Genomic DNA, 13,365 nt, shown 5'->3' with positions numbered 1-13,365 from the left:
CAGGCCCTAGCGCAGTGGAGCGGAGGACCCGGATGAGGAACCGGACGGCGCCTCTGCCAGCAGGATCTGCTCGAGCTGGCCCAGGCGGGTGGCGATCGCCGCCAGGCGCTGCTGCAGCTCCAGCGGATCCCCGGTTTCGCCACCATCCCCGTCCGCGACGGAGGCATCAGGCACGTCGTGCACCTCCACCTTCATCACCGGATTGCCCAGACCGGGGCTCACCTGATCGAGCCGGGCGCGCAGGCGGCTCGCCGCCGACTCCCCCTCCTCGCGCAGCTGCCCGAGGGGGTCGGCGCTGCTGCCGTCGAAGGCGGCCATCACCTGGCGGGGGCCGCCCCTGCGGGCACGATCCACGACGGCCAGTCCGACCGGCAGCACGTCCTGCATCAGGGTGAGCCGCAGGGCGTCGAGGGGGTCGGCGGCCATGGCCGGTGGGGGCAGGAAGGTCCAGTCTGCCCTGCCCGGTTCAGTTCATGCCCGGTTCAGTTCAGCGCAGCCGGGCCGGTGAGCGGCGGGGGAGCCGCGGCTGGGGAGCAGGCCTGGCGGCTGCCCAGCCACCAGCCGGCGGCCGCCGCCACCACCAGCAGAGCGGCCAGCGGCAGCAGCGCCTGCCGGGTGACATCGAGGCCGAACCACTCACCCCAGGCGCGCAGGGCACGGTCGCGGTCGAAGCGGCGCCGCTCCTTCGCCTGTTCCCGTTCGCGGCGCGCCAGAGCGCGGCTCACCCAGCGTTCGAAGGCCACCTTCTTGGTGACCGCCATCTTGCGCTCCACCTCCAGCAGCTGGCCGGCGCTGAGGTCGGGATTGAAGGTGCTGATCAGCTCCAGGCTCTTGAGGAACATCTCCACCGCCCCATCCTTGGTGGCGCGTTCCTCGTCATCCAGCAGATCCCAGTCCAGCTCGGGATAGAAGCGACCACGGTTGGCCGCGATCTGCTCCTCCGGCAGCTGACCGGGCTCGCGCAGCCAGCGGTCGGTGTTGGCGTCGAAGCGTCGCCAGTAGAGGAAGGGATTGAGATAGATGGTCTTTCCACCCAGCTGGATGCTGTCCTGCTGGAGCCGGCGCTGCAGCTCAGGGGCGCTGGATGACGCGGGGGCGGCGCTCACGGCACGACGGAACCGGGACCCCGAAGGTACCGGACGCCCCCCGCAGCCGCCACGGGCCCGGGCTCATTCCCACTCGATGGTGCCGGGGGGCTTGCTGGTGATGTCGAGCACCACCCGGTTCACCCCCTGCACCTCGTTGACGATGCGGTTGGAGATGGTCTCCAGCAGGTCGTAGGGCAGGCGCGACCAGTCGGCGGTCATGCCGTCCTCAGAGGACACGCAGCGCAGCACCACCGGGAAGGCATAGGTGCGCTTGTCGCCCATCACCCCCACGCTGCGCACCGGCAGCAGCACGGCGAAGGCCTGCCAGATCTCGTTGTAGAGGCCGGCATCGCGGATCTCCTCGCGCACGATCAGGTCGGCATCGCGGAGGATGTTGAGCTTCTCGTCGGTGACCTCGCCGAGGATGCGGATCGCCAGGCCGGGGCCCGGGAAGGGGTGGCGGCCCACGATCTCCTCCGGCAGCCCCAGGCTGCGGCCCACCTTGCGCACCTCGTCCTTGAACAGCTTGCGCAGGGGTTCCACCAGCTTGAACTGCAGATCCTTGGGCAGGCCGCCCACGTTGTGGTGGCTCTTGATCTTCACCGCCACCCGCTCGCCGGTCTTGGGGTCCACGTTGGTGCCGGCGCTCTCGATCACATCGGGATAGAGGGTGCCCTGGGCCAGGTAGTCGAAGGGGCCGAGGCGCTTGCTCTCCTCCTCGAACACCCGGATGAACTCGGTGCCGATCAGCTTGCGCTTCTCCTCCGGATCGGTGACCCCGGCCAGCTTGCTGATGAAGCGCTCACGGGCGTTGATGTATTCGACCCGGATGTGGAACTTCCGGTCGAAGAACTCCGTGAGAAATTCGGGCTCACCTTTGCGCATGAAGCCCTGGTCGATGAACATGCAGGTGAGCTGATCACCGATCGCCCGGTGCAGCAGAAAGGCCAGGGTGGAGGAATCCACGCCGCCGGACAGGGCCAGCAGCACACGCCGCTCACCCACCTGGCGGCGCACCTCCTCGATGGCCTCATCGATGAAGGCCGCCGTGGTCCAGTCGGCCTCGCAGCCGCAGATGTGATAAACGAAGTTGCGCAGCATCGCCATGCCGCAGGTGGAGTGCACCACCTCGGGATGGAACTGCACGCCGTAGAGCCGGCGCTGGTGGTGGGCCACCGCCGCTTCCGGGGTGTTCTCGGTGTGGGCGAGGCGCACGAATCCCTCCGGCAGCCGCTCCACCGAGTCGCCATGGCTCATCCACATCGTCGAGCCGTCCTCGACGTTGGTGAGCAGATCCGTGGGATCGTCCACATGCAGGGGCGCCTTTCCGTATTCCGCCTTGCCGGCGGCCACCACCGCCCCGCCCAGCTGCTGCACCATCAGCTGCATGCCGTAGCAGACGCCCAGCACGGGAATGCCCAGATCCCAGATGCCCGGATCGCAGACGGGCGCGCCAGGCTCATACACCGAGCTGGGGCCGCCGCTGAGAATGATGCCCCGGGGGTTGAGGGCCCTGAGCTCCTCGGCACTGGTGGTGTAGCTGATCACCAGCGAGAACACCTCCGTTTCCCGCACCCGCCGGGCGATCAGCTCGGAGTACTGGGAGCCGAAGTCCAGGATCACGATCGCCGGATGGCGGGACGACTGGGAGGCGGCGTCGATCACGGACATGGCGATGGGCGGGCCGGGGCTGAAGCCTAGGGGGCGCCCCCCGGCGCCTCCCGGGCCGGGCTGCCGAGCTCCGTGAGCAGCCGGGAGCCTGCGGGACCGCAGGCCCGGACCCTGCGGCTGCGGTCGAACAGCACCGCCCCCACCGCGATCGCTTCCGGCTGGCCGTGGCTGAGCAGGTAGGCGCGGCTGCGCTGCTCGATGGCGGCGGCGATGCGGGTGCGCAGCCGCTCCGCCAGGGCCGGCTGGCGCTCATCGAGATCGGCGAGCCCCGTCTCCACGCTGGCGGCGCCGTGCAGACGCTCCAGATCGGCGCCCGCCAGGCCCTCCAGGGCTGCCAGGGCGGTGAGCACCTCGGCCCGGCCGTCGGCGAGATGGTGGTGGGTGTGGAAGATGCCGCCGGCCAGCTTGATCAGCTTGCCCTGGACGCCGAACAGCAGCAGCCGCTGGACGCCGGCCGCTGCCGCCGCCACCAGCAGGGGCCCCAGCCAGTTGCCGGCCTTGAGCAGAAGCTGGGGGGGCAGACCCAGCCGGGGCGCCAGATCGAGGCCGTTCTCGCCGATCACCAGCACCAGATCACCAGCGAAATCGGCACAGGCGGCGCGGCGACGCAGCTCCGCCAGGGCCACCTCCAGCTGCTCGGGGGCCGCACTGCGCTGCACCCGGGCCTGGGTGCCGATCAGGGCGAGCCCCTCCACCACCCCGAAGGCGGCATTGCTGGTGCGCTCGGCCAGCCGTCGGCCCTCGGGGATGAACACCTCCAGGCCCAGACGGCGCCCAGCCGGCACCAGGGGGCGCAGATTCCACTCCAGCAGCTGGCGGGCATAGGTCGACAGGCAGGCCTCGCCACTGGCCTGAATCACACCCACGCCTTCCCCGGCCCGCAGCTCCAGCCAGGGGCCCACGCCGCTCAGCCAGCGCGCCTGCACCCACACCAGCAGGCCGCGGGTGAGATCCAGCACGCCTTCGCCGGGATCACAGCGGGCCATGGCCAGGGCACTGCCGTCGGCCAGGGGAGCCGCCGCCTCGATCGGAATCGGCTGGAGCTCGCCCTCCCCATCCAGCCGCAGCGGCTGCTGCGGATCCAGCCGCTCCCCGAGCAGACCCTGCAGCGCCGCCCGCGCCGCGGCGGCGGTCCACACCGGCAGGGTGAAGCCGGCCTCAGCCATGGATGGTTCGTTGAGACACCGAAGGGGGGAGCCTGGGCTGTTTTTTATGGTGGTCGATTGCGCCGCCGCCGGGCCGCGTCCCCATCCACCCGCATCGCCCCCGTCCCCTCCACCATGCAGGACAAGCTCACCCTGATGATCCCCGGCCCCACGCCGGTGCCGGAAACCGTCCTGCAGGCGATGGGCCGCCACCCGATCGGCCACCGCAGCGCCGACTTTCAGAAGATCGTCAGGCGCACCACCGAGCAGCTCAAGTGGCTGCACCAGACCAGAAGCGACGTGCTGGCGATCACCGGCAGCGGCACCGCCGCCATGGAGGCCGGGATCATCAACGTGCTGAGCAGGGGGGACCGGGTGCTCTGCGGTGACAACGGCAAGTTCGGCGAGCGCTGGGTGAAGGTGGCCCGGGCCTACGGCCTGGACGTGCAGGTGATCCAGGCCGAGTGGGGCCAGCCCCTCGATCCGGAGGCCTTCCGCACCGCCCTCGAGGCCGACACGGCCAAGGCGATCAAGGCGGTGATCCTCACCCACTCGGAAACCTCCACAGGGGTGATCAACGACCTGGAGGCCATCGCCGGCCACGTGCGGGCCCACGGCACGGCCCTCACGATCGCCGACTGCGTCACCAGCCTCGGCGCCTGCAACGTGCCGATGGATGCCTGGGGCCTCGACGTGATCGGCTCCGGCTCCCAGAAGGGCTACATGATGCCGCCGGGGCTGGCCTTCGTGGCCATGAGCGAGCGGGCCTGGGCCGCCTACGAACGCTCCGACCTGCCCAAGTTCTATCTGGATCTGGGCAAATACAGGAAATCAGCCCAGGCCGACAGCAACCCCTTCACCCCGGCCGTGAACCTCTACTTCGCCCTGGAGGCGGCGCTGGAGATGATGCAGGCCGAGGGGCTTGAGGCGATCTTCGCCCGCCATGCCCGCCACCGCGCCGCCGCCCAGGCCGGCATGACCGCCATGGGCCTGCCCCTGTATGCCGCCGCGGGCCACGGCAGCCCGGCGATCACGGCCGTGGCTCCCGAGGGCATCGACGCCGAGACCCTGCGCAAGCAGGTGAAGGACCGTTTCCAGATCCTGCTGGCCGGGGGCCAGGATCATCTCAAGGGCAAGGTGTTCCGCATCGGCCACCTGGGCTTCGTCTGCGACCGTGACGTGCTCACGGCCGTGGCGGCCATCGAGGCCACCCTGGAGGGCCTGGGGCTGCACAAGGGCACCCCCGGCGCGGGGGTCGCCGCCTGCGCCGCTGCCCTGGCGGGCTAGGCTTCTGCCATAAGGAACTGCCGGACGGCAGTTCCTTATCTGATGCGGGTGTAATTCAGTGGTAGAATGTCAGCTTCCCAAGCTGAACGTCGCCGGTTCGAGTCCGGTCACCCGCTTTCAGTAGTAGTCCATTGTTCATCCTTGCAGGTGACCTGGCGATGGGCCTGCCGCAGTGCCGGAAGAGCACCGGGCACTCCTGCTGAGCCCTTCTGTTCAGGCACGTTGCTTGCCCACGCTGCAGCCACCTGGATGGCCGAGGGCTCAGGACCGCGGCTTGATCACCTGCAGCACCTGGGGGCCGATGGCGGCGAGACGCCGCTCGCAGTCGAGTATCTGCAGGATGACCCGGGCCGATGTCTCGATCGCGCCTGCGTCAGCGGCCAGGCGAGCCTCCTGGTCCAGCCTGGTGATGCGGTTGCGCAACTCGTCCTTGGGGTCCACGTCGGCGCTGGCCGCGGATCGGCCAACAGGAAGCGGGGTTTTGGCGGGCAGGGTTGCCGTCATGAAACAGTTAAGGAATGACCTTCAGGACTGTCCAGGCTCAGCCGTGTGGTGCACAGCAGAGGCACGAAGCACAGCGGAGGTGGAGCGGTGGTGGGCATGCTGCCAACCTGCCGGCGATCTGGCCGTGCTGGTGACCCGGGATCACAACACAAGTGAAGACACAACCAATCAGTGGCCCTGAAGCCATGCTTGATGGCGCCTCGCATGATGCTGCATCGTTGCGCTGGATGGGTTGATATTGCCTCAACATCCTGGCAGCAGAGGAATTCTATCAGCAGTACACCCTTCTCACTCAGCAGCCGGGATGCATCTTGGAGGACGTCGCCGACCGGCCCGAGCTCAGGATCCGCAGGGATGGGATCGGGTCTCGAGCCGGATGCTCAGGTACCCGGTTCCTCACCGTGGCCCCCGAGGGCAGCAATCTGCTCACGCAGGAACCGTTCCCGCTCGCGATCGCCGCGGGTGAGAGCCACCGCCAGAGCGAACTGGAGCTTTTCCAGCTGATGCTCCCCGTCGCTGCTGGGCACCTGAGGGAATGGTCTTGTTGCCGCACCAGCAGCGGTGTGGTGATGGGCACCCCGGCGCAGGCCATTGGCAACGGCTGGGACAACGGAGGTGGGGGGAGCGGTGGGTGTCGCAGCGCCGGCGGGAGCTGCTGCAGGGGACGCGCCGGGGATGGTCTGCGCGGGATTGGGGTGCGCGGGGCCGGGGAAAGCCATGAGCTCACTTTCTTCCCATTTTGACACCGGCAACCGTCTGAAGCGAGGCCGAGGCAGACCCCGCAGACGATCAGGCCGCAAGCTCTCCTGGACCCTCCATGGCCAGCAGATCTGCAGGGTCTGATTCGAACTCGTCGTCTGTATCTGGAAATGATGAATCCGGGGCTGAACCGGAGACTGGAACCACGGCTGTTGCCTCTGCTGTTTCGGCATCCAGGCCCAGCAGGGAGCGGCAGTCATGAAGCAGCCGTTCCACATTCTCGAGGCTGTTCAGCTCCAGGGGATCGCGTTGGTCGCGTCGTTCCAGCGCATGCTGGATCTGCAGTTCGAGCGCCTCGAGCCGCTGCTCGAGCTTCACCAGCCGCAGGGAGAGGGCGTGGGTGGTCTGCGCCAGGTCCTCGGTGCTGCGGGTGATGCGAAAGGAAACGGAGGCGGAGGTCATCGAGTCGTTGCCGTGACGCCGATGACAGCACATCCGCGCAGGCTGGCCAAGCCATGGGCGCACGCCGCTGGCGATGATGGCCGGATGGCTGCCCCCTGGACCCTGCTGCTGTTCGCCCTGGCGGGAACGGCCGGGGGTGTGCTGGCTCTGCGCACCGGCCTGCCGGCAGCGCCCCTGGCGGGCGCGCTGCTGGCTGCCGGGCTCGTGAGCGCCACGGGACGCCTGGAACCTGCCCAGTGGCCCCTGGGCACCCGCACGGTGCTGGAGATCGGCATCGGCACGGTCATCGGCACCAGCATCACGGCGGCGGCGCTGGTGGAGCTGCGTCAGCTCTGGCGGCCCGCCCTGCTGATCACGGGCACACTCATCCTGGCCGGCCTGGCGGTGGCCCTGATCTGCAGCCGGCTGCTGGGCACCGAGCCGGTGGTCGCCCTGCTGGGCTCGGCTCCCGGGGCGATCAGTGGCATGAGCCTGGCCGGCGCCGAATTCGGGGTTGGGGCAGCCGTGGCGGTGCTGCATGCCGTGCGCCTGATCACCGTGCTGATCGTGCTGCCCCTGGTGCTGCGGCTGGTGCTGCCAGGCGCCCACCCCCCCGGCTGAGCGCGGATCCAGCGCGCCGACCCCTGGGGTCCGGCCACTTCAGCCCGCGGCCCATCTCGACGCTGCCGGAGCGGATCGATACCGTGACGAACGCTTGTGCGCGAGGAACCATGGCCGATCCGAGGTGTTCCCTGCCCGGCAGGCTGCCGCAGTGGGGACTGCGCCTGGCGCTGATTGCCGGCACCTGGGCACCCCTGGCCGCTGCCGCCCAGGACGGCGGCGTGGTGCCGGTGGTGATGTCCACGCCGGGAGGCCGGGGCGCGCAGATCTACTGCTTCATGCGCGGCAGCGGCAACAGCCACCAGGTGAGCTGGGATGCGGCCTATGAGGTGATCAAACGCCAGGGCGGCGGCCTGTTTCGCACCTCCCCCCAGCACGCGGCCGTGATGATCACCGAGGCGGTGGTGCAGAGTCCTGAAGCCTTCCCCAACTGCGGCATGCACCTGGGTGACCTGTTCCGCCGGGATGAGGCGGAAACCGCTCCGCAGACCGCCGGCACCCCCAAGAGCCGTGGCGAGCGCTACGGCTACTGAGCCCTGGCCGGCCCGGTTGATCGGGCCCCTGCTGCTGATCAGCCTGGCACTGGTCGGCTGCAGCGAGGAGCCCCTGCCCCAGGAGGAGGGGGTGCGCAGGGACGACTGCCTGCGCAACGTGACGCTGGATCGGCTCCAGGAGCAGATCAGCCTCTGCGACGAGGTGGTGGCGGCCTATCCCGACGATCCCGGGCCACGCAACGACCGCTATCTCCTCCACAGCCTGGCCGGAGAGGACGCGGCCGCCTGTGCGGATCTGGGCGAGGCCCTGCGCCTGGCCGACCGGTTGCCCGCCGAGCGGCTGGACGCGCAGCTGCGCAGCGACCTGGAGGTGCGCCGCAAGCTCTGCGCGGGCATGCCGGTCACCACTCCCGCAGCACCTCCCGTACCATCGCCGTGAGCCGGCGGCGGCGCAGCTGGGCTTCGCCACGCTGCAGGGTGAGGGCGATGCGCTCGGCCTTGCTGGCGATCAGACCATCCACCAGCTGATCGGCCACACCGAGCTGCAGCCAGTGGCTGGTGAGGCTGCCGCCCATGCCGATGCGGTGGCAGCGGTCCTCCGCCTGCTCGGCATCGCCCGGCGTCCAGGGCCGCTCGATCAGCAGCACATGGCGGGCCCGGTGCAGGGTGAAGCCGAGGCCACCGGTGCCGTAGGTGGCGATCAGCAGCGGCGTGGCACCGGCCTGGAACCGCTCCACCAGCCGCTGGCGCTCGGACACGGGCACCGCCCCGGTGAGCAGGGCGCCGCCGCCGAGATCGGCCTGCAGCAGGCGCGCGGTGGAGACGAAGGCGGTGAACACCACCACGGCCTGGCGCTGCTCCAGCAGACGGCGCACCAGCGACCGCGCCGCCGGCAGCTTGTAGTCGGAGCCGATGCGGCGCAGGGCGGTGAGCACGGCCAGCACCTCGGCATCCCGGCGCACCTCCCCCCGCTCGGCGCGGCGCCGGTAATCGGCCACCCGGCGCTGGAGCTGATGCTCGAACCCGCGCGCCTGCCCGGCATCGAGCTCCACCGGCTGGAGCAGCCGGTGCTTGGGGGGCAGATCCAGGCAGTCCTGCTTGCGGCGGTGCAGCAGCAGCGGACGGGTGAGGCGCTGCAGCTCGCCGAGGTTGCTGGCGCCGTTGGCCTGCCAGATGCGGCGGCCCCGGCGCTCGCACCAGTGGCCCTGGCAGAACAGCTCCTCGAAGGCACGCTGGTCGCGGGTCAGGGGGTGGTCGAAGGCGGCCAGCAACGGATAGAGCTGGGCCGGACGACCGTTCTTCATCGGCGTGCCGGTGAGCAGCCAGACGGCCCGGAGCCGCGGATGCCGGGCCAGGCGCAGCAGTCCCCTGGAGCGGGCCGTTTGCAGGTTCTGGGCGTAATGGGCCTCATCGGCGATCAGCACGGTGCCGGCCGGCGGCAGCGACTCCGGCAAGCGCGCCCAGCTGTGGATCTCCAGCCGCAGCCCCAGGGCCAGGGCCTCGCTGCGCCAGTGGTCATGGAGCCCCACCGGCGCCAGCACCACCACGCGGCAGTCCGCCAGGCGCACCATCGCCCTGGCGGCCGCCAGGGCGGAGAGGGTCTTGCCCAGGCCCATGGCATCGGCCAGCAGGGCACCACGCCGGGCCAGCAACCAGCGCGCCGCGGCGCGCTGGTGGGCGAACAGGCAGCGGCCATCCGCCAGCGGCTCGGCCAGGGCCGCCGCCGCCACCAGCTGGCGGTGGGGCGGCAGGGGCGGCAGGGGCTGCTGGAGCCAGCCCAGCCACTGGGCCAGTTCCGGCTCCACCGGAAAGCGGTCGGCCAGGGTGCGGCGCAGCGCCTCGGCGGCTTCGAGGGGAAACTCCCAGCAGCGCTGCCGTCCATTCCACTGGCCCCGGGGCCGGATGCCGCGCAGCTGGGCCTGGGTGACGGCATCGAAGGGGCTGATCACCTCGATGCGCCCACTGGCCCCGAGCCGCAGGCGGCAACGGAGAGGCCTGACTGCAGCCCCGGACACAGTGCCACCGCTTCCCATGCGGCATAACTGTGCCAACCGAGCCACGCGCATGCAGGCCAGGGATTGGGGTTCGCACCGCGCCGGGGTGCAGGGCCAGGCGCTCAACGCCGTCTCACTCGAGGATCTCTGTCCCAAGCTCAAACACCGCCGCTGGCGCCGCTCCCTGCACGAACTCACGGGCCAGACCTGCGTTTACTGCGGCCAGCGATCCGAGTCGATCGACCACGTGCATCCCCAGAGCCGGGGTGGATCGAGCGTCACCGAGAACTGCGTTCCCGCCTGTCTGGCCTGCAACGGCCACAAGGGGGACGGCGACGTGTTCGTCTGGTACCGGCGCCAGAGCTTCTACGACCCGCGCCGCGCCATGGCGATCCGGGCCTGGCTGGAGGGAGATCTGCAACTGGCGCTGCGGCTGCTGCAGTGGGCGGATCCTCACCAGACCCGGCAGGCCACCGAGCCGTTGTGGCGCTGGCAGATGGCGGCCTGATCCTGGGGTTGCTCCGGAGCCAGCAGAGCAGCCAGCAGCACCAGCGTGCCCACCGCGAGGGCGGTGATCAGTCCTGGGGCGGCGGCCGCCGCCGGATCCGCCCCTGCGGCAGGCTGGGGTGAACGGTGGTGCAGGACCTTGGCAGCGGGGAGGACGGCCGCACGGCCGTGGCAGACGGACAGGGACGCGGAGCCGGCCTTGCAGCCCAGCCGGACCTGCGCCGGGCGGGGCTGCGGCGGACGCAGGGAGAGCACGGAGGTGGCGAGCGCCGGCGAGGAGAGACGGCGGGGCATCGTGGGAATGCAACTGGTACAGGTGTACTGATGCCAGGCCAGGATGTCAAGGGCGCGGGGCGCCTGCTGGTGGTGGGCGGCGGGTACACGGGCCGCCGCTTCGCCCGCGCGGCTCTGCGCCAGGCCATGCCGGTGCTGCTCACCAGCCGGCAGCCGCGGCCGCCCGAGGCGGGCGGGGCCCCGCCGGCCGAGCTCAAGTGGCTGCTCTTTGACAGCGGCGCAGCCGCGCTCCCCCCGGCCAGCGCCCTGGCGGGCGTGACCCATGTGCTGGTCACCGCCCCCCCGGACGGCGGACCGGGGGATCCGACCCTGCGCTGCCTGGGGCCGCTGCTGCGGGAGCTGCCCCTGCAGTGGCTGGGGTATCTCTCCACCACGGGCGTCTATGGCGACACCGGAGGAGCCTGGGTGGAGGAGTCCGCCCCGCCCCGCCCCGGGCCCGGACGCAGCCAGGCCCGGCTGGAGGCCGAACAGGCCTGGCGGGAGAGCGGCCTGCCGGTGCAGGTGCTGCGTCTGCCGGCGATCTACGGGCCGGGCCGCAGTCCCTTCGCGGGGCTGCGCGGCGGCCGCAGCCGGCTGATCCACAAGCCGGGCCAGGTGTTCTCCCGCGTCCATGTCGACGACATCGTCGGCGCCCTGCTGCACTGCCTGTCGCTGCCGGCCGGGCGGCGACCGGCGGTGCTCAACATCACCGACGACCGCCCCTGCCCCTCCAGCGAACTGCTCGGCTTCGCCTGCCATCTGCTGGGCTTGAAGCTGCCGGATGCGGAGCGCTACGCCGACATCGAAGCCGAGCTGAGTCCGATGGCCCGCAGCTTCTGGGCCGAGAACAGGCGGGCCAGCAACCGGCTGCTCTGCAGGGAGCTGGGTTACCGGCTGCGCTATCCCAGCTTCCGGGAGGGGCTGCCGGCCTGCCTGGCGGAGGAGGAGGCCCCGGCCGATGGCCTGCTCGGAGGCGGCTCACCCGCCGGGGGGCAGTCGCAGGGATCAGGATCGGCCACGAAGGGCAGCCCCAGATCCTGAAGCATCCGGCCCCAGCGCAGCTCGATCCATCCCCGGCTGATCCCGGTGCCCAGACCCCACAGCAACCCCAACAGCAACAACCAGCGCAGCATGGGCAGCAGCGGCACCAGCGATCCATCCAACTCGATCCGCGGGCGCCTGGCCATCGCCCTGGGGGACCCCGCGGGCATCGGCGCCGAAGTGGTGCTCAAGGCCCTGGCAGGACCCCTGCCCGAAGGGCTGGAGCCGGTGCTGGTGGGCTGCCGCCGCTGGCTGGAGGCCCACCATGCCCACCTGCGGCGCCACAGCGATGCACCCCTGAGGGATCCCGCCGAGCTGGAGATTGTCGATCTGCCCCTCGATCGAGCGGTGACGCCCGGACACAGCGGCCCCGCCGCCGGAGCCGCCAGCTTCGCCTGGCTGGAGGCGGCCGCCGGCCTCGTGCAGGCGGGCCGTTGCCGGGCCCTGGTCACGGCTCCCATCGCCAAGGCCAGCTGGCACGCGGCCGGCCATCACTACCCGGGCCAGACGGAACGGCTGGCCGAACTGAGCGGCGCCCGGGAGGCGGCGATGCTGTTCACCGCCCGCGCCCCCCGCGGCGCCTGGCGCCTGAACACGCTGCTGGCCACCACCCACATCCCCCTGGCCGCGGTGCCCGGCCAGCTGAACGCCGCGCTGGTGCGGGGCAAGCTCGAGCTGCTGCTCGCCTTCTGCCGGCGCTTCAACCCCGAGCCCCGCCTGGTGGTGGCGGCGCTCAACCCGCACGCGGGCGAGGCCGGCGGACTGGGCGTGGAGGAGCGCGACTGGCTCGAGGGCTGCCTGGAGGCCTGGCGGGCCGACCACCCCGGCGTGCGCGTGGAGGGCCCCCGCCCACCGGACAGCTGCTGGCTGGATGCGGCCGCCGCCTGGCGCGGGCAGGGCAGCGGACCCGATGGCTACCTGGCCCTGTACCACGACCAGGGCCTGATCCCGGTGAAACTGCTGGCCTTCGACGCCGCCGTGAACACCACCCTGGGCCTGCCGTTCCTGCGCACCTCACCCGACCACGGCACCGGCTTCGACATCGCCGGACGGGGCATCGCCCGCTCCCAGAGCATGACGGCCGCGATCGAGACGGCCTGGGAGCTCAGCCGGGCTTGACGCGCATCAGCACCTGGCCGAACTCCACCGGCGTGCCGTTCTCCACCAGGATCTCCACCACTTCGCCGCTCACCTCGGCCTCGAGCTCGTTCATCAGCTTCATCGCCTCGAGGATGCACACCGTCTGACCCTCCCGGATGCGGCTGCCCAGCTCCACGAAGGCCGGCTCCCCTGGCGCAGGGGCGCGGTAGAAGGTCGCCACCATCGGCGCGGTGATCTCCACCAGGTCGCCGCGGCTGGCGGCGGCAGCCGGTGGGGGAGCGGAAGGCACCTCCTGCAGCACCGCGGCGGGCACCTGCGCGGGCGGCAGCGGAGAGACGGCCGCCGGATGGTGCGGCAGGGGCACCAGGGGGGCCGGGGAGGGGAGGTTGCGGCGCACTTCGAGGCGGAAATCGTCCCCCTCGAGCTTGAACTCCTGAATATCGCTCTCTGCCAGCAGAGCCAGGAGCGCCTGAAGCTGATCGTGGTCGAGCTGCATGGC

At 71.0% G+C, this 13,365-nt stretch carries 17 protein-coding genes and 1 tRNA gene; 8 read left to right on the top strand and 10 right to left on the bottom strand.

All coding sequences use genetic code 11. The features are described from left to right. Positions 1-6: 6 nt before the first annotated feature. The 4 genes from KBY90_RS04590 to cbiD form a co-directional block, all read right to left on the bottom strand. Positions 7-426, bottom strand: coding sequence for a hypothetical protein (locus tag KBY90_RS04590; protein ID WP_254967292.1), 420 nt, complete (start codon positions 424-426; stop codon positions 7-9). Between the two features lie 56 nt (positions 427-482). Then, positions 483-1,106 (bottom strand): hypothetical protein, encoded by a 624-nt coding sequence (locus tag KBY90_RS04585; RefSeq protein WP_254967291.1) that lies wholly within the window; start codon positions 1,104-1,106, stop codon positions 483-485. A gap of 63 nt (positions 1,107-1,169) precedes the next feature. Next, a complete protein-coding gene (gene guaA, locus KBY90_RS04580) occupies positions 1,170-2,759 on the bottom strand; it encodes a glutamine-hydrolyzing GMP synthase (protein ID WP_254967290.1) in 1,590 nt (529 codons plus the stop codon). Positions 2,760-2,785: 26 nt separating this feature from the next. Beyond that, positions 2,786-3,925 (bottom strand): cobalt-precorrin-5B (C(1))-methyltransferase CbiD, encoded by a 1,140-nt coding sequence (gene cbiD, locus KBY90_RS04575; protein ID WP_254967289.1) that lies wholly within the window; start codon positions 3,923-3,925, stop codon positions 2,786-2,788. Positions 3,926-4,039: 114 nt separating this feature from the next. On the opposite strand from cbiD, the gene KBY90_RS04570 reads away from it, so the two are divergent. Next, complete coding sequence (locus tag KBY90_RS04570; RefSeq protein WP_254967374.1) at positions 4,040-5,191, top strand: alanine--glyoxylate aminotransferase family protein; 1,152 nt, start codon at positions 4,040-4,042, stop codon at positions 5,189-5,191. A 44-nt stretch (positions 5,192-5,235) separates the two neighbouring features. Continuing rightward, a tRNA-Gly gene (locus tag KBY90_RS04565) sits at positions 5,236-5,307 on the top strand. A 145-nt stretch (positions 5,308-5,452) separates the two neighbouring features. Here KBY90_RS04565 and KBY90_RS04560 read toward each other — a convergent pair. The 3 genes from KBY90_RS04560 to KBY90_RS04550 form a co-directional block, all read right to left on the bottom strand. Beyond that, complete coding sequence (locus tag KBY90_RS04560) at positions 5,453-5,695, bottom strand: hypothetical protein (RefSeq protein WP_254967288.1); 243 nt, start codon at positions 5,693-5,695, stop codon at positions 5,453-5,455. Between the two features lie 380 nt (positions 5,696-6,075). Further along, on the bottom strand, positions 6,076-6,222 hold the full coding sequence (locus KBY90_RS04555) for a hypothetical protein (protein ID WP_254967287.1): 147 nt from the start codon (positions 6,220-6,222) through the stop codon (positions 6,076-6,078). 262 nt (positions 6,223-6,484) lie between these two features. After that, positions 6,485-6,856 (bottom strand): chemotaxis protein, encoded by a 372-nt coding sequence (locus KBY90_RS04550; protein WP_254967286.1) that lies wholly within the window; start codon positions 6,854-6,856, stop codon positions 6,485-6,487. Between KBY90_RS04550 and KBY90_RS04545 the strand changes: the two genes are divergently transcribed. The 3 genes from KBY90_RS04545 (at position 6,791) to KBY90_RS04535 (ending at position 8,389) form a co-directional block, all read left to right on the top strand. Further along, on the top strand, positions 6,791-7,456 hold the full coding sequence (locus KBY90_RS04545) for an AbrB family transcriptional regulator (protein ID WP_254967285.1): 666 nt from the start codon (positions 6,791-6,793) through the stop codon (positions 7,454-7,456). The genes KBY90_RS04550 and KBY90_RS04545 overlap by 66 nt on opposite strands. Before the next feature lie 110 nt (positions 7,457-7,566). Next, positions 7,567-7,989, top strand: coding sequence for a DUF6554 family protein (locus KBY90_RS04540; protein ID WP_315858706.1), 423 nt, complete (start codon positions 7,567-7,569; stop codon positions 7,987-7,989). A 16-nt stretch (positions 7,990-8,005) separates the two neighbouring features. Beyond that, positions 8,006-8,389 carry a hypothetical protein gene (locus tag KBY90_RS04535; RefSeq protein ID WP_254967284.1) on the top strand — a complete coding sequence of 128 codons (384 nt, stop codon included), beginning with the start codon at positions 8,006-8,008 and terminating at the stop codon, positions 8,387-8,389. On the opposite strand, the gene KBY90_RS04530 is transcribed toward KBY90_RS04535, so the two are convergent. Continuing rightward, positions 8,352-9,983 (bottom strand): DEAD/DEAH box helicase, encoded by a 1,632-nt coding sequence (locus tag KBY90_RS04530; protein ID WP_254967282.1) that lies wholly within the window; start codon positions 9,981-9,983, stop codon positions 8,352-8,354. The genes KBY90_RS04535 and KBY90_RS04530 overlap by 38 nt on opposite strands. Positions 9,984-10,014: 31 nt before the next feature. Here KBY90_RS04530 and KBY90_RS04525 point away from each other — a divergent pair, with 31 nt between their 5' ends. Next, on the top strand, positions 10,015-10,452 hold the full coding sequence (locus tag KBY90_RS04525; RefSeq protein ID WP_254967281.1) for an HNH endonuclease: 438 nt from the start codon (positions 10,015-10,017) through the stop codon (positions 10,450-10,452). Here KBY90_RS04525 and KBY90_RS04520 read toward each other — a convergent pair. After that, on the bottom strand, positions 10,398-10,745 hold the full coding sequence (locus KBY90_RS04520; protein ID WP_254967280.1) for a hypothetical protein: 348 nt from the start codon (positions 10,743-10,745) through the stop codon (positions 10,398-10,400). The genes KBY90_RS04525 and KBY90_RS04520 overlap by 55 nt on opposite strands. Before the next feature lie 30 nt (positions 10,746-10,775). Between KBY90_RS04520 and KBY90_RS04515 the strand changes: the two genes are divergently transcribed. Continuing rightward, on the top strand, positions 10,776-11,765 hold the full coding sequence (locus KBY90_RS04515) for an SDR family oxidoreductase (RefSeq protein WP_254967279.1): 990 nt from the start codon (positions 10,776-10,778) through the stop codon (positions 11,763-11,765). Positions 11,766-11,855: 90 nt separating this feature from the next. Then, the gene (gene pdxA, locus KBY90_RS04510) at positions 11,856-12,884 is read left to right on the top strand and encodes a 4-hydroxythreonine-4-phosphate dehydrogenase PdxA (protein WP_254967372.1); all 1,029 of its coding nucleotides are present in this window, start codon (positions 11,856-11,858) and stop codon (positions 12,882-12,884) included. On the opposite strand, the gene accB is transcribed toward pdxA, so the two are convergent. Then, positions 12,871-13,362 (bottom strand): acetyl-CoA carboxylase biotin carboxyl carrier protein, encoded by a 492-nt coding sequence (gene accB / locus KBY90_RS04505; RefSeq protein WP_254967278.1) that lies wholly within the window; start codon positions 13,360-13,362, stop codon positions 12,871-12,873. The genes pdxA and accB overlap by 14 nt on opposite strands. Positions 13,363-13,365 lie beyond the last annotated feature (3 nt).

Origin of the sequence: Cyanobium sp. CH-040 (assembly GCF_024346135.1) — a bacterium.
Classification (GTDB): domain Bacteria; phylum Cyanobacteriota; class Cyanobacteriia; order PCC-6307; family Cyanobiaceae; genus NIES-981.
Note: the sequence above shows the minus strand (reverse complement) of the source record. Positions and strands in the feature narration are given on the sequence as shown.